The 22736-nt window shown below is 70.1% G+C and carries 22 protein-coding genes; 13 read left to right on the top strand and 9 right to left on the bottom strand.

What is annotated here, in order from left to right:
• Positions 1-52 precede the first annotated feature (52 nt).
• The 7 genes from atpA (at position 53) to TFC3_RS27095 (ending at position 7111) form a co-directional block, all read left to right on the top strand.
• Positions 53-1705 carry a F0F1 ATP synthase subunit alpha gene (gene atpA / locus TFC3_RS27125; RefSeq protein ID WP_067507801.1) on the top strand — a complete coding sequence of 551 codons (1653 nt, stop codon included), beginning with the start codon at positions 53-55 and terminating at the stop codon, positions 1703-1705.
• 5 nt (positions 1706-1710) lie between these two features.
• Positions 1711-2640: a F0F1 ATP synthase subunit gamma gene (locus TFC3_RS27120; protein ID WP_067507799.1), complete on the top strand. Its 930-nt coding sequence runs from the start codon at positions 1711-1713 to the stop codon at positions 2638-2640.
• Positions 2640-4082, top strand: coding sequence for a F0F1 ATP synthase subunit beta (gene atpD, locus TFC3_RS27115; RefSeq protein WP_067507797.1), 1443 nt, complete (start codon positions 2640-2642; stop codon positions 4080-4082). The genes TFC3_RS27120 and atpD overlap by 1 nt, the downstream gene beginning before the upstream one ends.
• A 230-nt stretch (positions 4083-4312) precedes the next feature.
• Positions 4313-5446 carry an LCP family protein gene (locus TFC3_RS27110; protein ID WP_067507795.1) on the top strand — a complete coding sequence of 378 codons (1134 nt, stop codon included), beginning with the start codon at positions 4313-4315 and terminating at the stop codon, positions 5444-5446.
• Between the two features lie 111 nt (positions 5447-5557).
• The gene (locus TFC3_RS27105) at positions 5558-5842 is read left to right on the top strand and encodes a F0F1 ATP synthase subunit epsilon (protein ID WP_067507793.1); all 285 of its coding nucleotides are present in this window, start codon (positions 5558-5560) and stop codon (positions 5840-5842) included.
• Between the two features lie 9 nt (positions 5843-5851).
• On the top strand, positions 5852-6319 hold the full coding sequence (locus TFC3_RS27100; RefSeq protein WP_067507791.1) for a DUF2550 domain-containing protein: 468 nt from the start codon (positions 5852-5854) through the stop codon (positions 6317-6319).
• A gap of 6 nt (positions 6320-6325) precedes the next feature.
• A complete protein-coding gene (locus TFC3_RS27095; RefSeq protein WP_067507789.1) occupies positions 6326-7111 on the top strand; it encodes a PhzF family phenazine biosynthesis protein in 786 nt (261 codons plus the stop codon).
• On the opposite strand, the gene TFC3_RS27090 is transcribed toward TFC3_RS27095, so the two are convergent.
• The gene (locus TFC3_RS27090; RefSeq protein ID WP_067507787.1) at positions 7108-7686 is read right to left on the bottom strand and encodes a cob(I)yrinic acid a,c-diamide adenosyltransferase; all 579 of its coding nucleotides are present in this window, start codon (positions 7684-7686) and stop codon (positions 7108-7110) included. The two genes, TFC3_RS27095 and TFC3_RS27090, sit on opposite strands and share 4 nt — an antisense overlap.
• Before the next feature lie 41 nt (positions 7687-7727).
• Between TFC3_RS27090 and murA the strand changes: the two genes are divergently transcribed.
• Entirely contained in the window at positions 7728-9014 is a 1287-nt protein-coding gene (murA, locus tag TFC3_RS27085) for a UDP-N-acetylglucosamine 1-carboxyvinyltransferase (RefSeq protein ID WP_082772540.1), read from the top strand.
• Between the two features lie 21 nt (positions 9015-9035).
• On the opposite strand, the gene TFC3_RS27080 is transcribed toward murA, so the two are convergent.
• On the bottom strand, positions 9036-9386 hold the full coding sequence (locus TFC3_RS27080; RefSeq protein ID WP_067507781.1) for a hypothetical protein: 351 nt from the start codon (positions 9384-9386) through the stop codon (positions 9036-9038).
• 128 nt (positions 9387-9514) lie between these two features.
• Here TFC3_RS27080 and TFC3_RS27075 point away from each other — a divergent pair, with 128 nt between their 5' ends.
• Positions 9515-10369, top strand: a complete 855-nt coding sequence (locus tag TFC3_RS27075) for a 3-hydroxyacyl-CoA dehydrogenase family protein (RefSeq protein ID WP_067507778.1) — start codon at positions 9515-9517, stop codon at positions 10367-10369.
• 3 nt (positions 10370-10372) lie between these two features.
• Here TFC3_RS27075 and TFC3_RS27070 read toward each other — a convergent pair whose 3' ends face one another.
• From TFC3_RS27070 to TFC3_RS27055, 4 genes are read right to left on the bottom strand one after another with little or no spacing between them, the layout of a single operon-like run.
• Positions 10373-11110, bottom strand: a complete 738-nt coding sequence (locus tag TFC3_RS27070; RefSeq protein WP_067507775.1) for a hypothetical protein — start codon at positions 11108-11110, stop codon at positions 10373-10375.
• The gene (locus TFC3_RS27065; RefSeq protein WP_067507772.1) at positions 11097-13739 is read right to left on the bottom strand and encodes an FtsK/SpoIIIE domain-containing protein; all 2643 of its coding nucleotides are present in this window, start codon (positions 13737-13739) and stop codon (positions 11097-11099) included. The genes TFC3_RS27070 and TFC3_RS27065 overlap by 14 nt, the downstream gene beginning before the upstream one ends.
• Before the next feature lie 51 nt (positions 13740-13790).
• Complete coding sequence (locus tag TFC3_RS27060) at positions 13791-15158, bottom strand: hypothetical protein (protein ID WP_067507769.1); 1368 nt, start codon at positions 15156-15158, stop codon at positions 13791-13793.
• 8 nt (positions 15159-15166) lie between these two features.
• The gene (locus TFC3_RS27055; protein ID WP_067507766.1) at positions 15167-15793 is read right to left on the bottom strand and encodes a DUF4126 domain-containing protein; all 627 of its coding nucleotides are present in this window, start codon (positions 15791-15793) and stop codon (positions 15167-15169) included.
• Positions 15794-15863: 70 nt separating this feature from the next.
• Here TFC3_RS27055 and nucS point away from each other — a divergent pair, with 70 nt between their 5' ends.
• Positions 15864-16523 carry an endonuclease NucS gene (gene nucS / locus TFC3_RS27050; RefSeq protein ID WP_067507762.1) on the top strand — a complete coding sequence of 220 codons (660 nt, stop codon included), beginning with the start codon at positions 15864-15866 and terminating at the stop codon, positions 16521-16523.
• Here nucS and TFC3_RS27045 read toward each other — a convergent pair.
• Positions 16520-17317: an alpha/beta hydrolase gene (locus tag TFC3_RS27045; protein WP_067507758.1), complete on the bottom strand. Its 798-nt coding sequence runs from the start codon at positions 17315-17317 to the stop codon at positions 16520-16522. The genes nucS and TFC3_RS27045 overlap by 4 nt on opposite strands.
• Positions 17318-17326: 9 nt before the next feature.
• The gene (locus TFC3_RS27040) at positions 17327-17665 is read right to left on the bottom strand and encodes a hypothetical protein (RefSeq protein ID WP_067509709.1); all 339 of its coding nucleotides are present in this window, start codon (positions 17663-17665) and stop codon (positions 17327-17329) included.
• 47 nt (positions 17666-17712) lie between these two features.
• On the opposite strand from TFC3_RS27040, the gene TFC3_RS27035 reads away from it, so the two are divergent.
• From TFC3_RS27035 to TFC3_RS27025, 3 genes are read left to right on the top strand one after another with little or no spacing between them, the layout of a single operon-like run.
• Complete coding sequence (locus TFC3_RS27035; RefSeq protein ID WP_067507755.1) at positions 17713-19200, top strand: aldehyde dehydrogenase family protein; 1488 nt, start codon at positions 17713-17715, stop codon at positions 19198-19200.
• A 10-nt stretch (positions 19201-19210) separates the two neighbouring features.
• Entirely contained in the window at positions 19211-19855 is a 645-nt protein-coding gene (locus TFC3_RS27030; RefSeq protein WP_153040502.1) for an ABC transporter ATP-binding protein, read from the top strand.
• Entirely contained in the window at positions 19852-21327 is a 1476-nt protein-coding gene (locus TFC3_RS27025; protein WP_067507749.1) for a DUF6297 family protein, read from the top strand. The genes TFC3_RS27030 and TFC3_RS27025 overlap by 4 nt, the downstream gene beginning before the upstream one ends.
• Position 21328: 1 nt before the next feature.
• On the opposite strand, the gene TFC3_RS27020 is transcribed toward TFC3_RS27025, so the two are convergent.
• Complete coding sequence (locus tag TFC3_RS27020; RefSeq protein ID WP_369819720.1) at positions 21329-22552, bottom strand: AI-2E family transporter; 1224 nt, start codon at positions 22550-22552, stop codon at positions 21329-21331.
• Between the last annotated feature and the right edge of the window lie 184 nt (positions 22553-22736).

Raw genomic sequence — 22736 nt, 5'->3', positions numbered from 1 at the left:
CCGAAAGCCCTCGGGCGCGGCGACGCCCCGAGCCGACTAGAGAAGGCAGAGGATGGCCGAGCTGACCATCTCCTCGGACGAGATCCGGGGGGCGCTAGAGCGCTACGTCTCGTCCTATTCGCCCGAGGTCTCCCGCGAGGAGGTCGGCATCGTCTCCGATGCGGGCGACGGGATCGCGCACGTCGAGGGTCTGCCCTCGACCCAGGCGAACGAACTCCTCGAGTTCGAGGACGGCACCCTGGGTGTCGCGCTGAACCTCGAGGTTCGCGAGATCGGTGTCGTCGTCCTGGGCGACTACACCAACATCGAAGAGGGGCAGCGGGTCAAGCGGACCGGCCGCGTGCTCTCCGTGCCCGTCGGTGACGCCTACCTCGGCCGCGTGGTCGACGCCCTGGGCAACCCGATCGACGACCGTGGCGAGATCGCCAGCGAGGGCTTCCGCGAGCTTGAGCTGCAGGCGCCCAACGTCATGGCCCGCCAGCCGGTGAAGCAGCCGCTGCAGACCGGCATCAAGGCCATCGACGCCATGACGCCGATCGGCCGCGGCCAGCGCCAGCTCATCATCGGCGACCGCAAGACCGGCAAGACCACGGTTGCGCTCGACACGATCATCAACCAGCGCGCCAACTGGGAGTCCGGCGACCCGGACAAGCAGGTCCGCTGCATCTACGTCGCAATCGGTCAGAAGGCGTCCACCATCGCCAGCATCCGCGGGACGCTGGAGGCGCAGGGCGCGCTGGAGTACACGACCATCGTGGCCTCCCCGGCGTCCGACCCGGCCGGCTTCAAGTACATCGCGCCGTACACCGGTTCCTCGATCGGTCAGCACTGGATGTACGCCGGCAAGCACGTCCTGATCGTCTTCGACGACCTGACCAAGCAGGCCGAGGCGTACCGCGCCGTGTCGCTGCTGCTGCGCCGCCCGCCGGGCCGTGAGGCGTACCCGGGCGACGTCTTCTACCTGCACAGCCGCCTGCTCGAGCGTTGCGCCAAGCTCTCCGACGAGCTCGGTGGCGGCTCGATGACCGGTCTGCCGCTGATCGAGACCAAGGCCGGCGACATCTCGGCCTACATCCCGACCAACGTCATCTCGATCACCGACGGCCAGATCTTCCTCGAGGGTGACCTGTTCGCCTCCGGTGTGCGCCCGGCCATCAACGTCGGCACCTCGGTGTCGCGAGTCGGTGGCTCCGCGCAGGTCGGCGGCATGCGCCAGGTCTCCGGCCGCCTGCGCCTCGACCTCGCCCAGTTCCGTGAGCTGGAGGCGTTCTCCGCCTTCGCCTCCGACCTGGACAAGGCGTCGCGCGCCCAGCTCGAGAAGGGCGTCCGTCTGGTCGAGCTGCTCAAGCAGCCGCAGTACTCGCCGCTGTCCTCGGGCGAGCAGATCGTCGTGATCTGGGCCGGCACCACCGGCCAGCTCGACGACGTCGCGGTCGGTGACGTGCGCCGCTTCGAGGGCGAGTTCCTCGAATGGTTCAAGCGCAACCGCAGCGACGCGTTCGCCACCATCTCGGCCGGCGGCAAGCTTTCCGACGAGACCGTTGACCTGCTGCAGAAGGCCGTGCAGGAGTTCAAGCAGGGCTTCAAGGCGGGCGACGCCGGCACCGGTGCAGGCACCGAGGCCGCTGCCGAGCCGCTTGCCGACGGTCAGCAGTCGCGCGAGACCGTGACCCGCGAGGTCCGCCCCGCGTCGGACGAGGCCTGAGTTAGATGGCCGGTCAGGTACAGGCCCTCCGGCGGCGCATCCGCACCGTCCGGTCGACCAAGAAGATCGCCAAGGCGCAGGAGCTGGTTGCGACCAGCCGCATCGCCAAGGCACAGGAGCGGGTCGCCGCCTCGCAGCCGTACGCGGAGGCGATCACGCAGGTGCTGACCGCACTCGCGTCGAACGCGTCGGTCGACAACCCCCTGCTGCAGCCGCGCTCGCGGGTGCGGCGGGCGGGTGTCCTGCTGGTCACCAGTGACCGCGGCCTGGCCGGCGCCTACAACGCCAACGCGATCCGCACGTGCGAGCAGCTCATCGCTCGCCTGCGGGCCGACGGCAAGGACGTGGCGCTGTACATCGTCGGCCGCAAGGGCGTCGGTTACTACAAGTTCCGCAACCGGCCGATCGAGACCAGCTGGACCGGGTTCTCCGAGCGGCCGACGTTCGAGGACGCCCGCAAGATCGGTGACTCGCTGCTGGACGCGTTCGTGGCCGGTGCCGATGACACCGACACCAGCCACGGCCCGGACGGCATCCAGGGCGTGGACGAGCTGCACATCGTCAGCACCCAGTTCAAGTCGCTCATGACCCAGAGCCCGCAGGCGCGCTTCCTGGCGCCGATGCAGGTCGAGGACAAGGAGCGCGAGCCCGGACTGCGCCCGGCGTACGAGTTCGAGCCCGAGGCCGAGGAACTGCTCGACGCGCTGCTGCCCAAGTACCTCAACACGCGGATCTACGCCGCGCTGCTGGAGTCGGCGGCAAGCGAGTCGGCGTCGCGGCGCCGGGCGATGAAGAGCGCGTCGGACAACGCGGACGACCTGCTCAAGCGGTACACGCGCGAGATGAACTCCGCGCGGCAGGCTGCGATCACCCAGGAAATCAGTGAAATCGTCGGCGGCGTCGAGGCGCTGTCCTCGGCGGGAAGTGATGTGTGATGACTGCTGTAGCTGAGCCCACCAAGACGGAGACCGCCGTCGGCCGCGTCGTGCGGGTCATCGGCCCGGTCGTCGACGCCGAGTTCCCCCGCGACGCCATGCCGGCGATCTTCAACGCGTTGCACGTCGACGTGACCCTCTCCGAGGGCACCAAGACGCTGACGCTCGAGATCGCCCAGCACCTCGGCGACAACGTGGTCCGCGCGATCTCGATGCAGCCGACCGACGGCCTCACCCGGGGTGCCGAGGTCCGCGACACCGGTGCGCCGATCTCGGTGCCCGTCGGTGACGTGACCAAGGGCCACGTGTTCAACGCCCTCGGCGAGGTGCTCAACGCCGACCCGAAGACGCTGCAGGTCACCGAGCGCTGGCCGATCCACCGCAAGCCCCCGGCGTTCGCCGACCTCGAGCCGAAGACCGAGATGCTGGAGACCGGCATCAAGGTGCTCGACCTGCTCGCGCCGTATGTGCGTGGTGGCAAGATCGGCCTGTTCGGCGGCGCGGGCGTGGGCAAGACGGTGCTCATCCAGGAGATGATCATCCGTGTGGCCCGCAACTTCGGTGGTACGTCGGTGTTCGCCGGCGTGGGTGAGCGCACCCGCGAGGGCAACGACCTCATCCTGGAAATGGACGAGGGTGGCGTGCTCGACAAGACCGCGCTGGTCTTCGGCCAGATGGACGAGCCGCCGGGCACCCGCCTGCGGGTCGCCCTGACCGCGCTCACCATGGCGGAGTACTTCCGGGACGTGCAGAACCAGGAGGTGCTGCTCTTCATCGACAACATCTTCCGGTTCACCCAGGCCGGTTCCGAGGTCTCCACCCTGCTCGGCCGCATGCCCTCGGCCGTGGGTTACCAGCCCACCCTGGCCGACGAGATGGGCGAGCTCCAGGAGCGGATCACCTCGGTCCGCGGCAAGGCGATCACCTCGCTGCAGGCGATCTACGTGCCCGCCGACGACTACACCGACCCGGCGCCGGCCACCACCTTCGCCCACCTGGACGCGACCACGAACCTTGAGCGGTCGATCTCCGACAAGGGCATCTACCCGGCCGTGGACCCGCTGGCCTCCAGCTCGCGGATCCTGGCGCCCGAGTTCGTCGGGGCCGAGCACTACGCGGTCGCCCGCGAGGTGCAGCGAATCCTGCAGAAGTACAAGGACCTGCAGGACATCATCGCGATCCTCGGCATGGACGAGCTTTCCGAGGAGGACAAGGTCACGGTGCAGCGGGCTCGCCGCATCGAGCGCTTCCTCTCGCAGAACACCTACGCCGCGGAGCAGTTCACCGGCGTTCCCGGCTCGACGGTCCCGCTCAAGGAGACCATCGAGGCGTTCAAGAAGATCAGCGAGGGCGAGTACGACTCGTTCCCGGAGCAGGCCTTCTTCATGTGCGGTGGCCTCGAGGACCTCGAGAAGAACGCCCACGAGCTCATGAAGGGCTGACCAGCCGAGCTGTGTGTTACCGAAGGCCGCGTCGACTCTGTCGTCGCGGCCTTCGCGCTTCTGGGGGCCGGGCCGCGTGTCCTCCATACCGTTATGTCCGTTTGTTCTCGCAGTGATGGGTTGTCCGGATGCGAAGAAATCTTTGATCGTTCGGATATCCTTGGCGGCCGTGCGGCGGAGTCTCGCGATCATGGTTTCTTTGGTCGCATAGCCCGAGAGTTGGGGAGCAAGTGGCGAAGAGCGGCAAAGCCAAGGCCAAGTGGCGATCACCGTTATGGGCGCGGTTGTGCGCGATCGTCGGCTGCGTGCTGATGGTGCTCGGCGGCGGGGCCCTGGTGACCACCCAGGTGCTGGTCGCCCGGTATGCGGGCGCGGTGGAGACCAAGGACCTGTTCGGCGATGCCGCCGCGGGCGCCACCAAGACCCCGGTCAGCGAGATCAAGGGCCCGCTCAACATCCTGCTGGTCGGCATCGACCCGCGCGACGAGGCCACCGCGCCGCTGTCCGACTCGATCATCGTGGTGCACATCCCCGAGGGCCTGCACCAAGCGCAGCTCTTCTCGATCCCGCGTGACCTGCGCGTCGAGATCCCGCCCTTCGCCAAGACCGGGTTCCAGGGCGGCACTTCGAAGATCAATGCCGCAATGTCGTACGGCAGCAGCATCGGCAACGGCAAGCATGACGTCGCCCAGGGCTTCGACCTGCTCGCCAAGACCGTCGGCCAGCTCACCGGCATCAAGAAGTTCGACGCCGGCGCGATCATCAACTTCAACGGGTTCAAGGACATCGTCGAGGCCATGGGCGGCGTCACGATGACGATCGACCAGAACGTCAAGTCCGAGCACTTGCAGCCCAACGGCAAGCCGCGCCCGCGCCGGCCCGAGTGCGCCGACAACAGCTGCGACCACCCGTACATCGGGCCGCAGAAGACGTACAAGAAGGGCACCTATCACCTGCAGGCGTGGGAGGCGCTGGACTACGTACGCCAGCGCTACGGCCTGCCCCGCAGTGACTACGACCGTCAGCGCCACCAGCAGCAGTTCATCCAGGCGATGGCCAAGCAGGCGCTCAGCAAGGACGTGGTGACCAACCCCGTCAAGCTCGACCAGGTGCTGCGCGCGGCCGGCGACGCGCTGATCTTCGACGGCAACGGCCACAACGTTGTCGACTGGGGTCTGGCCCTGCGCGGGGTCGGCTCGCAGGACATGACGCTGGTGAAGCTGCCCGGCAAGAGCCTGTTCGACGGTCAGCAGTACATCGGTGAGGGCCTCGACCCGTCCGCCGAGGATTTCTTCAAGGCGGTCAGCAACGACTCCATCTCCTCCTTCCTCATCGACCACCCGGAATTCATGCAAGAGATGTGACAAGCCACCGCGAAAGTGGCGGTCGCCACCCGGGGCACCGGCGTGTCACCCGGGCGTTTAGAATTCAGGCAGTTCACCAGCACTGTTACAGCGAGCTTGACAGGAGAGAGCGTGGCCAAGCAGCTGCACGTCCAGGTCGTCGCCGTCGAGGAGCGCATCTGGTCCGGCGACGCCGAGATGCTCGTCGCGCGGACCACCGAGGGCGAGATCGGCATCCTGCCCGGTCACGCGCCGCTCCTGGGCCTGCTCAAGGAGCCCTCCCAGGTACGCGTCAAGCTCAACGGCAGCGACCAGCTCACCTACGATGTGACCGGCGGCTTCCTCTCCGTCGACGCCAATGGCGTGACCGTCCTCGCCGAGAGCGCGACTCCGGCCTCCACCGCCGACGCGCACTGACGTCACGCGATGCGGATTCTGGAGATCGTCGGAATCTGCCTCGCCGCGCTGCTCGTCGTCTTCTTCGCGCTCTTCCTCCGCACCCGCCTGCTGATGGTGGGCAGTGGCACGATCCGCCTGCAGGTCCGGACCAGCACCATGGTCCCAGGCCGCGGCTGGTCCGCCGGAGTGGGCCGTTTTGTCGGCGACGAGCTGCGCGTCCACCGCATGTTCAGCTTCGCCTTCCGCCCCAAACGCATTCTCGATCGCCGCGTGCTGGCCATCCGCAGCCGTCGCCTCCCCGAGGGCCCCGAGCGGCTCAGCATGCCGGGGCATTGGGTAGTTCTGCTCTGCCAGCAGGCCGGCGCCGAGATCGAGATCGCCATGGCCGAGTCGACGGTGACCGGGTTCCTGTCCTGGCTCGAAGCCGGCCCCCCGGGACAGCCCGGCAGCGTGGCCCCGCGGCCGACCATCACGCCCCGCCCGGCCGAGAACTAAGCCCGCGTGCGCGCCCCGATCTATCAGCTCGACGCCTTCGCCACCCGCCGCTTCACCGGCAACCCGGCCGCTGTGGTGGTGCTGGAGCAGTTCCTCGATGACGTCGTGCTGCAGGCCATAGCCGCGGAGAACAACCTGTCCGAGACGGCGTTCGTGGTGCCCGGCGATGGCGGTTACCGGCTGCGTTGGTTCACCCCGGCCGTCGAGGTGCCCTTGTGCGGGCACGCGACGCTCGCAGCGTCCGCCGTTGTCCTCGAACGGCTGGAATCAGGCCGGAGCAGCGTCATCTTCGACACCGCGAGCGGGCCGCTGACGGTCACCCGCGAGGCCGCCGGCTATCGGATGGACCTGCCGGTCCGCACGGTGCGGGCCGTGGAGCCGCAGCCTGCGGTGGCCGCCGCGCTCGGCGTCACCCCGCTGGAGACCGCTGTGGACGGGGGCAACTACCTGGCCCTGCTGCCCGACGCCGCCACTGTTCGCGCCCTGACCCCCGACCTTGCCGCGATCGCCCGCCTCGACCGGACCGGGGTGGTGGTGACCGCCGCCGGGGACGGACCCTACGACTTCGTCAGCCGGTATTTCGCCCCGGCCAAGGGCGTCCCGGAGGACCCGGTGACCGGGGGTGCGCACTGCGGGCTCACGCCGTTCTGGGCCGCCCGGACCGGCAAGGACACGTTCTTGGCTTACCAGGCGTCGCAGCGCGGCGGTGAGCTGACCTGCCGCCTCGCCGGGGACCGGGTGCAATTGCTCGGCTCGTGCGTGTTCTACCTGGAAGGCTCCATCGAAATTTAAGACGCCTTGCCGCCCGGCACCCACTTCACGTCGCCGGCCGAGCCGTTCGCGGTTCGGGCCAGGATGAAGAGCAGATCCGAGAGGCGGTTGAGGTACTTGGCCGGCAGTGCGGGCGTACGGTCGCCGTCGTCTTCGATCAGCGACCAGGCTGAGCGTTCCGCCCGCCGGGCCACCGTCCGTGCCACGTGCAGGAGCGCCGCTCCCGGCGTGCCTCCCGGCAGGACGAAGGAGTCGAGCGCAGGCAACTGCTCGTTGTACTCGTCGCACCATTCTTCGAGCCGCGTCACGTACGACTCCTGGATCCGCAGCGGCGGGTAGGGCGGGTCCTCCGAGAGCGGGTTGCACAGGTCCGCGCCCACGTCGAACAGGTCGTTCTGCACGGCCGTGAGGATGCTGCGGATGTCCGGCGCGAGGTGACCCAGGGCCAGCGCCACGCCGAGGGCTGCGTTGCATTCGTCGACGTCGGCGTACGCCACGATGCGGTTGTCGGTCTTCGCGGCTACCTCGTTGTTGCCCAGGCGGGTCGAGCCGGCGTCGCCGGTGCGGGTGTAGATGCGAGTGAGATGCACGGCCATGCACCCCACCCTACGGAGGTCCGCTGGACGCGCCCCATACGATTGCCCCCGTGGATGTGATCAGGGTCAAGGGCGGCGCGCGTCTCTCCGGGGATGTCAGCGTTGGCGGCGCGAAGAACTCCGCACTGAAGCTCATGGCGGTCGCGTTGCTCGCCGAGGGGCGCAGCGTGGTTGCCAATGTGCCGCGCATCACCGACATCGCCATCATGGGCGAGGTGCTGCGCCGGCTGGGCTGCGAAGTTCATTTCGACGGCGGCGAGGCGATCATCGATGTGCCCGCCGAGCCGGGGGCCGAGGCCGACTACGACCTGGTCCGCCGGCTGCGCGCCTCCATCTGCGTGCTCGGGCCGCTGCTGGCCCGCCGCGGCTACACCCGGGTGGCGCTGCCGGGCGGCGACATGATCGGCTCGCGTGGGCTCGACATGCACGTCTCCGGGCTGGCCCGGCTGGGCGCCGAGATCTCCAACGAGCACGGCTTCGTGATCGCCTCCGCGCCCAGCGGTCTGCGTGGCAGCAAGATCTGGCTGGATTTCCCCAGCGTCGGCGCCACCGAGAACATCCTGATGGCCGCGGTCCTGGCCAAGGGTGTCACCGAGATCGACAACGCGGCCCGCGAGCCGGAGATCGTCGACATCTGCCAGATGCTCACCGACATGGGCGCCCGCATCGACGGGGCGGGCACGTCGACGCTGACCATCGAGGGCGTGGACGCGCTCAAGCCGGTGCGGCACACCACGGTGGGGGACCGCATCGTCGGCGGCACCTGGGCCTATGCGGCGGCGATGACCCGTGGGGACGTCACCGTGCACGGGGTCCGGCCCGAATACCTGGAGATCGCGCTGGACAAGCTGGTCTCGGCCGGCGGAGTGGTCGAGCCGGGTGACAACCAGTTCCGGGTACGGATGGAAGACCGCCCCAAGGCCGTCGACATCGTTACGTTGCCCTACCCGGGGTTCGCGACCGACCTGCTGCCGATGGCGCTCGGCCTCGCCGCGGTCAGCCAGGGCTCCTCGCTGATCACCGAGAACATCTTCGACGGGCGGTTCATGTTCGTCAACGAGATGGTCCGCCTCGGCGCCGACATCCGCACCGACGGCCACCACGCGGTCACCAATGGCCGGGAGCGGCTTTCGGGCGCCCCGGTTCGCGCCACCGACATCCGCGCCGGTGCCGGGCTGGTCATCGCGGGCCTGTGCGCTGACGGGGTGACCGAGGTGGGCGAGGTGCACCACATCGACCGCGGCTACCCCGACTTCGTCTCCGACCTGGCCAACCTGGGTGTCGAGGTGGAGCGGGTGGACGTGCCGGAGCCGACCTACGACTTCTGAGGCTGCGACCCGGGGCCGGGGTCAGGTATCCGAGCCGACCAGGCGCCGGGCCTCCTCGGCGGTTTCCGGGAACACCAGGACGAACAAACGCCCGTCTGGACGTACCGCTGACGTGCATTTGATGTTTGCGGCCGTGAGCAGATCGCGGATTTCCTGGGCCTCGTCGGGGTTGTCGGTTACCGCTGCCGGGCAGAGCAGGCCGTAGTCGTCCCCGTAGCGGAAGTCCTGGAAGATGCCGAGACCGTCGAAGAGATCGGGTTCCGGCTCGTCGCGCCAGTGCAGGCCCATCCGCCAGAAGATGGAGCCCAGGAAGGCTACGAGGGCGACGGCGATGAACGGGCCGAGCAGGTACCAGCCGTCGCTTGGTGGCATGGGCACAGTCTGGCATCGTGGGCGCGCGCTTTCTGGGGAATTGCCTCGAATGAGTGCCTGAGGGTTCGTTAAGCGCGGCGGTTAGGCTGAGACCGGCACCACAACCGGCGGACGAAGGAGTGGCACACATGGCGGGTCGGCTCGCGGTCATCGGCTCGGGTCTGATGGGATCCGGCATTGCGCAGGTAGCGGCGCAGGCCGGGTGGCAGGTCACCATGCGCGACCTCGATGAGGCATCGCTGGCGCGGGGGCTGGGGGCGATCAAGGACTCGCTGGGCCGCTTCGTGACCAAGCAGAAGATCTCCCAGGAGGACGCGGACGCGACGATCGGGCGGATCACCACCACCACCGAGCTGGAGGCGGCCGCCGACGCCGACGTGGTCGTCGAGGCGATCTTCGAGAAGGTCGAGGCCAAGCACGAGGTGTTCCGCGCGCTGGACAAGATCTGCAAGCCCGGCGCGGTGCTCGGCACCAACACCTCGGCCATCCCGATCACCCAGATCGCCACGGTCACCGCCCGGCCCGAGTCGGTGGTCGGCATCCACTTCTTCTCCCCGGTGCCGATGATGAAGCTGGTCGAGCTGGTGCGCGGCTACCAGACCTCGGACGAGACGCTGCGAAGCGCCCGGACCTTCGCCGAGGAGGTCGGCAAAACCTGCGTCGAGGTCAACCGGGACGTGGCCGGGTTCGTGTCCAACCGGCTGTTCTCCGCGCTGCTGGTCGAGGCGATCAAGCTGGTCGAGTCGGGCGTGGTCTCCGCGGCCGATCTGGACACCGTCATGAAGCTGGGCTTCGGGCACACCATGGGTCCGCTGGCCACTGTCGACCTCACCGGGCTGGACGTGATGCTCAACGCGGCCGGCAACATCTACCGCGACACCGCCGACGAGAAGTTCTTCCCGCCGGAGCTGCTGCAGCGCATGGTCACCGCCGGCGATCTGGGGCGTAAGACCGGCAAGGGCTTCTACACGTACGACAAATAAGCCCTACCGCGACGCCGCGAAGGTCACCGACAGCACGGTGGCGGCCACCATCCCGCCCATCAACGTCAGCCCGATGCCGCCGATGTCCAGGCGCGCCCGCAGCCGGCGATGGGCGAACACGGCCGCCACCGGCACCCCGGCCGACGGCGCCACCAGGAAACCGAGCCAGCCCAGCCCGCGCACCACCGCCGCGCCGGCGTCCAGCGAGTCACCCATCGTGACCAGCCCGGCCGCCACCAGCCCGGTGAGCCCGGCGACCAGCGCCCCCAGCAGCGGCAGCAGCGGCAACGCCCAGCGCGGCAGGGACCGGCGCTGGGCCGGCCGCACAGTCACGTCGATGCGTTCCGCCGCGCGGGCCAGCAACGTCCGCGCCGACTGCCGCGGGGCCGGCACCAGCGCACCCGAGTCCGGCGAGCGTTCCAGGGCCACCCGCGGCAGCGCCTCCACCGGCGCGGGCTCGGGCAGCTCACCCAGCGCCCGCACCCGTACGCCCGGGGCCCGCCGCAACTGATCCCACAGCCGTTCGGCTTCCCGGTCCACGTCCAGCATCTGCGACGCCGCCGCGCCCGCCCACCGGTCCGCGGCCGCCGCGTCCCCCTCGGCCCGGGCCAGCTCGCCGGCCGCCTGCGCCGCGCTCGTCTGGTACGCCTGGTCGGCGTTCTCCAGTTCGGAGCTGCTGCGCCGGGCCACCTCGGCCAGCGCGTTCATCATCGTCTGGTAGTCGCGGTCACGTGTGGTCACTGTTCACCTCGTACGGGATGATCACTTCCGGGGTCCGGTGCACCGAGCGGTCGAAGAACAGGGCCCGGCGCCGGCGCGGGTACCACACCGGGCCGCCGGGTTGCGGGGACAGCGGGCTGAGCTCGGGTCCCTGCACGTCGAGGGCGACCCAGGCGCCGATGGTGTCGAGGCGGGCGCCGATCCCGCCGAGGTCATCGCGCAGCCGGGGCACCGAGCGCCACCAGCCGAGCACGTGCAGCCGCCGCTCCGGGCCGTCGGTCAGCAGGGCCCGCAGCCGGTCCCGGTACGCCGGCCCGGCCGCGTCCAGCGCGTAACCCAGCACGTAGTGCGGGACGCCCTCGGGCACCAGCGTGGTGAACATGTCATCGAGGTCGGCACGCGAGTACCAGTCGGCGTGCGGGAGCTCGGCCATCAGCCGGGCGGTGGCCCGCTCGGCCCCGGGGTCGAGGCACGCGATGCTGAACCGGGCCGGCCCCTGCGCGGCCAGCGACAGCGCGGCGGCGGCGAGCACGTCGCAGGCCTCGTCCGTGCGGGTACCCAGCACCGCGAGGTTGCGCCCGGGCATCCGGCCCAGTCGCAGCCGGGCGGGCCGGGCGGCCACGTCGATGCGCTCGCCGAGCACGGCACCGGGGGAGGACCCGATGTCGGCCGAGTTGTCCGGCACCCGCCCCGAGGGCCGGTACTGCTCCGGCAGCCGCGGCACCGCGTCGCCATCGAACAGCCGGGGCGGCTCACAGGTGCGTGAGCGCCGGGCCCAGAGCTTGCGTTGCAGGGCGCGCCAGGCCGACCGGTCGCTGGCGTCGGGCAGCCGGACCACGGTGTTGCTGCCGGTGACCCCGGAGTCGGCGTTCACCACCGCGTGGAAGCGCGGGATGACCCCGGCGGCCAGGTTGTTCTCGGCCAGGATGCGCCGGGCCTTGGGCAGTGCGATGCGCAGCGTGAACTGCGAGATCAGCCCGGAGCGCCCCCACAGCGCCTCGATGCCGGAGACGTCCTGCGAGGCCAGCACCAGGTGGATGCCCTGCGACCGCCCGCGCCGGGCCAGGTCCTCCAGCAGCGTCACGGCTTCCTCGGCCAGCGCGTCCCGCCCGGCCAGCAGCACCTGGAACTCGTCGATCACGGCCACGATGCGCGGCCAGTCACCGGCCGGGTCCTCGGCGCGCAGTTCCGACAGCTTGGTGGCCTCGTAGCGCTTGGCCGCCTGGGCCCGGGTGCGCAGTTCCTCGCCGAGGTGGCGTAGCAGCGCGATGCCGAACTCGCGGTCACCGTTGACGTTGATGCCGGCCAGGCGCACCTGCGGGAGCCAGCTGGAGTCGCGTGGCCCCGGGGCGAACCGCGCGAACGACACGCCCTCCTTGAAGTCGAGCAGGTAGAGGGCCAGCTCCTCGGGGCCGTAGCGGGCGGCCAGCGAGCCGATCCAGGCGTAGATGAGGTTGGTCTTGCCCGAGCCGGAGGGGCCGCCGATCAGCGCGTGCGGCGGGTCGTCGCCGAGCCGCACCGGCACCAGCGAACCGCCGGTGCTGTCCCCGATCGGGGCGGTCAGCCCGTGGGCGGAGGACAAGGCCCAGATCTTCTCGGGTTCCAGGTCGCTGAAGCGGGCCGGTGGCGGTCCCTCGCGCAGCCGCTCGGCGGTGGCCCGGCAGAGCCCGGCGATCCGGTCGGCCGGGGGCGGGGTGTCGAGCCGCACCTCCAAAGCGCCGGTGGTGTCGCAGGCCGCGGTGCCGTTGCACGCGGTGATGCGCTCCACCGTGGGGTGCGGGGCCAGTTCCAGACCCCGGACCATCAGGTGTACGCCGCAAGCGACCCCGGTCCGTACGATCCGCGACAACTGCGCCTGCTGGGCCTCACTCAGGTTCGTGGTGCGCGGATCGAGCAGCAGCACCACCACGTGCCACGGCTCCGGACGCGGCCCGGGTGTGGCGGCGGTCAGCTCGCTCAGCGATCCGTACTCGCCGGCCAGTACGCTCTCGTTGACCCGGCAGATGTGCTCGACCAGGTCGTCCAGCGCCGCGCCGAGCCCGCCGGGGCTGATGAACTGCAGCAACCCGGCGTTGCCGAGCGGGGCGAAGCCGGCCAGCGTGCCGCCGAGCTGCTCGGGGTCGTAGATGCTCAGCCGCACGTCGCCGGGCCGGGTGGTCCCCAGCGCCCGCAGCAGCAGCCCGGAGATCACCCCGTCAGCGTCGCCCGGGTCGCCGAGCACATTGAGGTGTGCGTGGTCCAGGAACGGCACCAGCGCGGGCAGCTTGGTGCGCTCCTCGCCGGCCTCGTACGCCACCGTGCCGATGCGCAGCAGCCCTGGGCGGCCCACCCGGTCCGGCTCGGTCGGCGTCCAGTAGCGCCACGACGTTCCCGCGGCACCGGGCGCTGACAGCGCGGCCAGCGACTCCACGTTGCGGGTCAGCGTGGTCGCCTCGGCGTGCGTACGGCGCAGGATGTCCTGCTTGGCGGCATCGCGCGCCTCGGCCAGCTGGGCCAGGCAGGTTGCGTACGCCTCCCGGATCAGCTTCTTGCGGCGCTGGGCCTCGGTGCGGGCGGACTCGGCCGCGGCCAGCACGGCCCGGGCGGTCCCGCGAGCCTCGGCCAGCTCTTGCCGGACCACGGCGACCAGTGCGTTGCGGTGGCTACCCACTCACACACCCCCCGGGAGACACGTTGGGGGATTTTAACCAGTTTCGGACAGTTACCGGCTGTTTGTACCGCGTGTCGCTTCTACCGGACCGTCCGAGCGGGTGAGCCAGCGCGGGTCGGTGCGTAACAAATCACGCCACATCCGGCTGGCCACCTGCTCGGCGGCCTGCGTGGTCCACAGCTCCAACGCCTCGCGGCGCACATAGCGCCGGATCCAGTCCAGGATGCGCCGGGCGTCGCGGTCCAGCCCGTCCAACTGGGGAGCCCGGTCGTACGGCCGCAGCCCCAGCACGCAGCAATAGTGCAGCGCGTTGTAGAACCGCCACTCCTCGGACGTGTCCGGCGGCCCGCCCGGCTTGAGTCGTTCCACCTGCTCGACCAGCACCGCCCGCAGCTCGGCGACCCGGGCCAGCGGCTGCTCGGCCAGCCCGGCTCCCCGCGCGTGCAGCCGGCGGTCCACCGCGGGCAGCTCGGCCAGCGGATTGCGCAGCATCCGGCCGCCGTCGCCGAAACCGTCGAGCGCCCGCCGGACCAGCCGCCGGAACTCCGCCTCGTCCAGCCCGATCATCCGGTGCCGCTCACGCCGCCGGGTCAGCGCCTCCGCGGCCAGCAGCAGCGCGGAGCGGTCCCGGCGCAGCCGCTCGTCGTGCAGGAACGCCAGCCGGTCCAGCCCGGCGCGCACCGGCACGGCCAGCCCCACCGCGCTCATCACCACCCCGACCAGCACGAACTGCAGCACGGTGACGGTAGCGCGCCCCGGCACGGCGAGCATGGTGATCGCCGCCGGTCCGCCGCACAGCAGCAGGGCGGCCCCGGCGAACACCAGCGAGCGGCGCAGGTCGGGCAGCAGCCGCTCACCGGTGTCCACCGCGTCGAACGCCGCCACCAGAAAGCCGCACAGCAGCAGGTCCAGCCCGATCGTGGCAATGACCAGCTCGGGGGCGCCGAAGGTGAGGGGCGCGAGGACGACGATCAGCCCCGCGACATACAGGGCGGCTGCGATCGTCAAGGCCGGGGGGAGTTGCTGTGGACGTACCCGATGGCGGTATCTCAGCAGTAACACCAGCCCACCGGCGAGCGGAGCCAATGCGACCAGCTTGCCCACCGATGGCAGCAGCAGTGTGGGAACCAGGAACACCAGCGCGGCAATCGGCCAGCCGCGATTGACCAGCGTGCGTTCGGGCACATCGGAGGGCAGCAGCGCGGTCGCTACTCCCGCCCAGAACAGCGCGGGCAGGCAGAGCAAGGTCTGGGCGGCGAAGGATCCAGGAGCGACGGTCCAGGCCACAACACCTGTGCCGTACGTCCACAGCCCCCCGGCCGCCCGCCACAACGTCGTGCTCGTCGCGTCCCGTCCCACCAGGTAAGCGCCCAGCCACCAGGTCAGGGCGAACGCGGCAACGGCGAGCGGGGCGGGCACCGGAAGAGTCAACCAAACAGGCGCTCGGTCTCGACACCCCGTAACTCGCTGCGTTCCCTCTTGCGCCGCTGACGCCGCCTGATCACCCACCAGCCGGCCGCCACGAGCAGCAGCAGCCCGAGCAGCACCAGCACCGGCAACAGGATCGCCAGCACCGACAGCACCACGCTGGTGATGTCCTCGGCCGTGCTGGCCACCGGCGCGCCCAGCCCCGCCGTCGAGGCGTTCACCACCGGCCGTGACGCCGCCTTGACGCCGTGCACGCACAACGCGATGAGCACGCCGGCCGCCACCGGAACCCACTGGTGCGAGCCGAAGAACGACCCCGGATCGGACACGGTCACCGTCTCCGACGACGAGCCGGCCCCGAACGCCAGGCCACCCGCGGTCGGGCGGACCACCGTCTGCACCACGTCGTTCACGTGATCCACCACCGGGACCTTGTCGGCCACGACTTCGACGGCCAGCAGCACCGTCAGGATGACCAGCACCCACCCGTTGGACAACCACTGCCACCCGTGCGGCAGGTCGATCGTGTCGGTGAACCGGGCCAGCAGACCCATCGTGAGCAGGGGAATGTACGCATTCAGCCCGGCCGATGCCGCCAGGCCACTACCGGTGAGCGCTTCGAGCACAGTCTCAGCATGGCACCCCCGCGCTCGCCCGGCCCGGCGAGACCGCGGGACCATTGGCTACCCTCGTGCGGTGCGTCTGGTCATCGCGAAGTGCTCCGTGGACTATGTCGGCCGCCTTTCCGCCCACCTGCCCCCGGCGACGAGGCTGCTCATGGTCAAGGCCGACGGGTCGGTGTCCATCCACGCCGACGACCGCGCCTACAAGCCGCTGAACTGGATGAGCCCGCCCTGCAAGCTGCAGGAGGCGCCAGGGGTGTGGAAGGTGGTCAACAAGGCCGGTGAGGAGCTGCGGATCACCCTCGAGGAGATCTTCCAGGACACCTCGTACGAGCTGGGAGTGGACCCGGGGCTGGTCAAGGACGGGGTCGAGGCCCACCTGCAGGAGCTGCTGGCCGCCCACCCGGAAACCTTCGGCGAGGGCTGGGTGCTGGTGCGCCGCGAGTTCATGACCGCGATCGGCCCGGTCGACCTGCTGTGCCGCGACGCCTCCGGAGCCGCGGTGGCAGTGGAGATCAAACGGCGCGGCGAGATCGACGGCGTGGAGCAGCTGACCCGCTACCTCGAACTGATGAACCGCGACCCGCTGCTCACCCCGGTGTCCGGCGTGTTCGCCGCCCAGGAGATCAAGCCGCAGGCCCGGGTGCTGGCCGAGGACCGCGGCATCCGCTGCGTGGTCGTGGACTACAACAAGCTGCGCGGCATGGAACGCGACGAGCTGACCCTGTTCTAATCCTCCAGGGCCTTGGGCACCGGGACGTCGGCGAACGCGGCCACGGTGCGGTCGGCGTACGAACTCATGTCCCCGGACTCCATCGGGCCGTCCCAGTCGCGGGGCAGCGGCACCGGCACCTCCGGAGCCACTCGCCGGACCACCTCGTCGAGCACCGTCTCGGCGTCGCCCACCCACAGGTGCTTGGCCCCCGGCACGCCGACCACCTCGGCCTGCGGGATCGCGGCGAAGCGCTCCGTGGCCTCCGCCGGGCGCAGGTAGTCGTCGAACTCGGGCACGAGCGCGGTCAGCGGCTTACCTCCGGCCGCCCAGGTCGCGAGGTGCGCCGGCTGGGAGAAGCGCAGCGGCGGGGACAGCAGGATCGCGCCCGTGATCGCCGGGTCGAACCCGTGCATCAGGGTCAGGTCGGTGCCGAACGACCAGCCGAGCAGCCAGATGGCCGGCAGGTCGGCGAACTCCGCATACTCGATCGCGGCGGCCACGTCGTACTTCTCGTCGACACCGGCGGAGAAAGCGCCCTCGCTGGTGCCGCGCACGCTGGAGGTGCCCCGGGTGTTGAAGCGCAGCACCGCGATCCCGGCCAGCGCGGGCAGCCGCCAGGCCGCCTTGCGGAACACGTGGCTGTCCATCATGCCGCCGTGGGTGGGCAGCGGGTGCAGGCAGATCAGCGTGGCTACCGGCTCGCGGTCGGCGGGCACGGCCAGCTCGCCCACCAGGGCCAGGCCGTCGGCGGTGTGCAGCTGGATGTCCGTCCGCTTGGCGGGCAGGACCGAGTTGGCGCGAATCAGGGGCACGGTGGAAACCTACCCGTAGCGCGGGGCGTTCCTGCTTCGCTCCACCGTCGGGCTGCGCCGGTCGCGGGCCCGCCAGCACCCGGTGTGCCAGTGCCGCCGGTCGCTCTCATCGCCGCGGTCGTCGGCCGGCCAGGCCACAAGGTGCGCCACGCCCGGGCGAATTTCCTGCATACACCCCGGGCACCGGTACGTCTTGAGCGCCGCGCCACCGAAGATGGACCGGACCATCCACTCGCCGTCCTGGTATTGCTGCACACCGCCGATGCCCCGGCGCACACGCTCGTCCTCGGGCTCGGCGGGCACCGCGGGCCGCTGCGACGACCGGGGGCGGTTGCGACGAGGGCTCACACCGTAAGCGTACGTGTTCAAGGGCACGCGAATTAGAATCACGTTCCATGACGGCTACCCGCACGCCCGGCCTGCCCGTTGTCGAGGATGGCTCGCTGATCTCGACCAACCCCACGACCGGCGCCGAAGCCGGCCGCGTGCCCGTGTCCTCGGCCGATGACGTCGGCAACGCGGTCGAGCGGGCGCGCACTGCCGCCGCGTGGTGGGCGTCGCTGGGCTTCGACGGGCGGCGCGCGCGGCTGCTGCGGTGGCGCACCCTGATCCTGGAACGCATCGAGGAACTGGCCGCGCTGGCGTACGCCGAGAGCGGCAAGCCGCACGCCGACGCGATCGTGGAGACCAGCGCCGCGATCGAGCACCTGGACTGGGCCGCCCGCAACGCCAAGCGCGTGCTCGGGCCGCGTCGGATGCGCACCCGCCTGGTGCTGGCCGAGCACTCGGGGCACCTGGAGTACCAGCCGTACGGGGTGGTCGGGGTGATCGGACCGTGGAACTATCCGATCCTCACGCCGCTCGGGCCCATCTCCGGCGCGCTGGCCGCTGGCAACGCCGTCGTGTTCAAGCCCAGCGAGTACACCCCGGTGGTCGGGCAGTGGCTGGCTGACACGTTCGCCGAAGTCGTCCCCGAGCAGCCGGTGCTGCAGGCGGTGCACGGGTTCGGCGAGGCCGGGGCCGCGCTGTGCCGCTCCCGGGTAGGCAAGATCACCTTCACCGGGTCCACCGCCACGGCCAAGAAGGTGATGGCCGCCTGCGCGGAGAACCTGACCCCGGTGATCATCGAGGCGGGCGGCAAGGACGCGATGATCGTGGACGCCGACGCGGATGTGCGCGCGGCGGCCGAGGCGGCGGTCTGGGGTGCGCTGACCAACGCCGGGCAGACCTGCATCGGCATCGAGCGGGTGTACGCGGTGGCCCCGGTCTACGACGCGTTCGTGGCCGCGGTGGTGGAGAAGGCCGGCAAACTCAAGCTTGGCGAGGACATCGGCCCGATGACGACGCCGGCCCAGACCGACGTGGTGCGCCGGCACATCGACGACGCGCTGGCCGGCGGTGGGCGGGCCGTGCTGGGCGGTGCCGACGCGGTGCAGGGGTCGCTGATCGCGCCTACTGTGCTTGTGGACGTACCGGAAGACTCCTCTGCCGTTCGGGAAGAGACCTTCGGCCCGACGTTGACCATCACCAAGGTCTCCGACGCCGACGAGGCGATCAGCAAGGCCAACGCGCTGCCGTACGGCCTGGGCGGCTCGGTCTTCGGCAAGAAGAACGCCATCCGGATCGCCCGCCGGCTGCGCTCGGGCATGGTCGCGGTGAACTCCACGCTCACTTTCGTCGGCATGGGCAACCTGCCGTTCGGCGGAGTCGGCGACTCCGGGTTCGGCCGCATCCACGGCGAGGACGGGCTGCGCGAGTTCGGCGTGGCCAAGGCGATCACCGTACGGCGGGGGCCCTCGCTGCTGCCCGCCATGACCTTCGAACGCACTCCCCAGCAGGTGCAACGCATCGTCAAGGCCTTGAAGGTTCTGTACAGGAACTAACATCGGGGTCGTGGACAGAACAGCGGTCGAGGTCCGGAGCCTGACGGTTTCCTATGGCTCCACGCCGGTGCTGGTGGAGGTGGACCTCACCGTGCCGCTGGGCGCCGGGGTCTGCATCACCGGCGAGAACGGCATCGGCAAGTCCACGCTGCTGCGGTGCATCTCCAGCCTGCAGCGCCCCGACTCCGGCGAGATCGAGGTCTTCGGCGGCCCGCCCGGCTCCACACCGGAGTTCTGGCGGGCCGTGGCCACCACCGTGGAACCGCCGACCTGGTATCCCGGGCTGACCTGCCGCGAACATGCCGAGCTGGTCTGTCGCGCGCATGGCCTCGACCCGGACGACGCCGGGGTGGACGAAGCCCTGGAACGCTTCGGGCTGAGCGGGCACGCCGACGCGATCCCGCCGTCCATGTCGTCGGGTCAGAAGCAGCGGCTCACCCTCGCCCTGGTCCTGCTGCGCCCCAGCCGGCTGCTCATCCTCGACGAACCCGAGCAGCGCCTCGACCCCGAGGGCCGGGCCACCGTGGCCGCCATGCTCGCCGGCTACCACGCCGGCGGCGGCAGCATCCTGATGGCCAGCCACGATGACACGTTTGCGACCGCCGCCGGCACCAGCCTCATCGGCATGGCCGAGCTGCACACCTTACCGGCATGACCGCCGTTTCGGTCCTCCAGGTCCGCCGCTGGGTGCGCCGCAGCCAGGCCGCCCACAAGGAACGCGGCGAGACGCTCGGCAACTTCTACTTCGCGCTGCTGTTCGTCGCGATCGTCGGCGGCATGGTGCACCGCCAGATCGCCGCCGTGGTGTGGCCCGGGCACCCCACCGCCGCGCCGCTGGCCGGGGTGTCCTTCGCCGTCGCCCTGGCCGGTGCCCTGTACCTGCTGCTGCGCCGCGCCGGTCCGCTCGCGCTGAGCCGTCCCGCATCATCGTGGCTGCTCACCGCACCGGTCAGCCGCCGTTCCCTGCTGCTGCCCTCGCTCGGCGTAGCGGTCCTGGTCGCCGCTGTCGCAGGTGCGGTGGGCGCGCTGGGCATCATGGGCCATGTCATGGTCCACCCGGTGGCCGAGTTGCCGCTGCTGGGCGCGCTCGGCGCCATCGTCGTGCTGTTCGTCGCGCTGGCCGCGCAGGCCGGCCAGTGGTGGACCGAGCTGTCCGACAACGCCGCCTACCTGCTGATCGCCGCCGGTCTGGCCGGCCTGGTCGTGAACTCGGCCGCCGACCTCCACTGGAGCTTCGACGCGCGCTCCTGGGTGGTCCCGGCGATTGGCGCGCTTGCGCTGATCGCGGCGGCCGGTCTGGCTTATTCGGTACGAACACTGGCACGCACCCCCAACGACCGCATCCTCGAAGCGGCCACCACCGCGGGCACCCTCGCCGACGCGGCCTTCGGCGTGGAACCGTCCTTCGTCACCGACATGATCGAACGGCGCTACTGGGCTCGGCGCAAGCTGCGCTCGAAGCGGCTGTGGGCGCGGCTGCCCGTGCTGACCGCGCAGGATCTGTTGCTGCTGCGCCGGCGTCCGCGGCGGTTGCTGTGGCTGCTCGGCGGGGTGGCGCTGCCCGCGCTGTTCTCCTCGGCGCCCGCGTGGGTGCTGGCCATTGCCGTGCTGATCGGCGGGCTGGTCGCGGGCGGGGTCACCACGGCGAACGTGCGGACCGACACCGGCAACCCGTGGATGCTGCGGATGATTGGGCTCAGCTCGCGGGAGGCGGTACTGCAGCGTAGCTGTGTGCCCATGATCCTGGCCGGCTTCTGGTCCGCCGCCGCGCTTACGATGCTGAACTTGCTCGGCACGCTACCGGCCGGGCCGTGGTGGCTGCTGGGTTTGGCGCTAGGCCCGGTCGGCGGCGTCGCGGCGGTTCGCAAGGCTCGCACCGGGTTCGTCGACAACGGGCTGATGCCGCTGGACACGCCGATGGGTTCGTTCGCCATCGGCCCGCTGATCGCCGCGTTCGCCGGGGTGGATGTGCTGCTGCTGGGCGTGCCGTCAATTGTCCTTATCGGTCAGGGCGGCCCGCTGAGCTGGAACGGCGTGCTCGTGCAGGCGGCGGTCGCGGCGCTGGCCGTGCGTGCCTATCTGGCCGGGACCACCGCCACGGACCGCGTCGAACTCACCAGCCACTAGCCTATTTGCGTTCCATGCTCGGATTCACCACTTCACGGACAATGAGCTGAATGGCCGCCACCATCGGAATCGCCACCAGCGCACCGATCACGCCGAAAAGCGCCACCCCGAGCAGTGCAGCGGTAACGGCGGCAACGTCGCTGACCTTCACCGAACGCTTCATCACATTCGGGTAGATCAGATAGTTCTCGATCTGCTGGTAGATAATGAAGAACACAATGCAGATGATCCCGGTGGTCAGCGAATCAGCCAGCCCGATCAAGCTGACAATAACCGCTCCCAGCGTCGCCCCGATCTGCGGAATCAGGTCACAAACCGCAACCACAACGGCGAGGGCGAAGGGGTACGCCAACCCGACCACCACAGCGAACACCCACGTCGAGAGCCCCGCCAGCACGGCAATAGCCAGCGCCCCGACCATGTAGGCGCCCACCTTGGCCAGGATCTCATCGGTCAGCAACTGCACCCGCGTGCGCCGCGAAGCCGGGACCAGTGCGTACCCGGCCCGCTTGATCCGCTCAAAGGCCGCCATGAAATAGATGGTAAGAACGATAACCGTAAGCACATTGAAGATCGTGCCGAACAACAGTTTCGCCCCGCCCACCACGCCGCCCAGTGCATTGGTGACGGTTCCGGCGTTGATAGCTCCTTGCACTTTGGACATCACGTCGTACCGGGTGATCAGCTCGTTGACGGTCTTGCTGCGCTGCAAACTGGTAATGAAGTCAGGAACGTTCTCAACAAGCTGCCCCGTTTGCGTAACCACCGGCGGGATGAGCGCCACAACGCCACCGCACAACAGGGCCACAACGGTCAACGCCATCGTCGTAACGGCCAGCCAGCGCGGCAGCCCCCAACTCTGCATCCGGGTGATCGCCGGATTCAACCCGATAGCCAGGAACAGGGCGATGAAGATGAGCACGAGAATGGAGGCAGCATTACGAAGCCCAAGAAAGATGCCGTACGCCACAATGACACCGAGCCCGCCGGTCAGCCCGATCAAGAACGGATTCCGCCGGCTGAGCGGCGGCCCGGGCAGACCGAAGTGGCCGCTGACGTGGGCCTTTGCTGCCGCATCCGCGTCGGTGTCTTCGGGGAGGTCGCCGGTTTGGTGCCGAGCTTGGGCTATGGCGGCGTTCTTGTCGGTTTCGGAGGCCTCGGCCGTGCCGGTGAGGGCGGGGTCTGGGGTTGCGGCTGCGGCTGCGGCTGGGACCGGGTCGTCCACGGGCGGGATGACTTCGGGCCAGGTGTCGTGTGCCGCTGCTGCGCTGCCTTGGGTGGGCTGCTGGGCGGCGTCGTGCTGGCCGGGCTGCGCGTCGGCGTCGTCTTGGCTCGGCTGCGCGGTGGCGTTGCTGGAGCCGGGCTGCGAGGCGGGGGTATGGCGGTGGCGCTGGTCGGCGAGGTGGGGG

It is taken from the genome of Actinoplanes sp. TFC3 (assembly GCF_001553785.1).
Lineage (GTDB): Bacteria > Actinomycetota > Actinomycetes > Mycobacteriales > Micromonosporaceae > Actinoplanes.
Note: the sequence above shows the minus strand (reverse complement) of the source record. Positions and strands in the feature narration are given on the sequence as shown.

Coding starts and splice junctions, on each gene's coding strand:
- atpA (WP_067507801.1), top strand. CDS start 53: ATGGCCGAGCTGACCATCTCCTCGGACGAGATCCGGGGGGCGCTAGAG.
- TFC3_RS27120 (WP_067507799.1), top strand. CDS start 1,711: ATGGCCGGTCAGGTACAGGCCCTCCGGCGGCGCATCCGCACCGTCCGG.
- atpD (WP_067507797.1), top strand. CDS start 2,640: ATGACTGCTGTAGCTGAGCCCACCAAGACGGAGACCGCCGTCGGCCGC.
- TFC3_RS27100 (WP_067507791.1), top strand. CDS start 5,852: ATGCGGATTCTGGAGATCGTCGGAATCTGCCTCGCCGCGCTGCTCGTC.
- TFC3_RS27090 (WP_067507787.1), bottom strand. CDS start 7,686: ATGGCCGTGCATCTCACTCGCATCTACACCCGCACCGGCGACGCCGGC.
- TFC3_RS27080 (WP_067507781.1), bottom strand. CDS start 9,386: ATGCCACCAAGCGACGGCTGGTACCTGCTCGGCCCGTTCATCGCCGTC.
- TFC3_RS27075 (WP_067507778.1), top strand. CDS start 9,515: ATGGCGGGTCGGCTCGCGGTCATCGGCTCGGGTCTGATGGGATCCGGC.
- TFC3_RS27035 (WP_067507755.1), top strand. CDS start 17,713: ATGACGGCTACCCGCACGCCCGGCCTGCCCGTTGTCGAGGATGGCTCG.
- TFC3_RS27025 (WP_067507749.1), top strand. CDS start 19,852: ATGACCGCCGTTTCGGTCCTCCAGGTCCGCCGCTGGGTGCGCCGCAGC.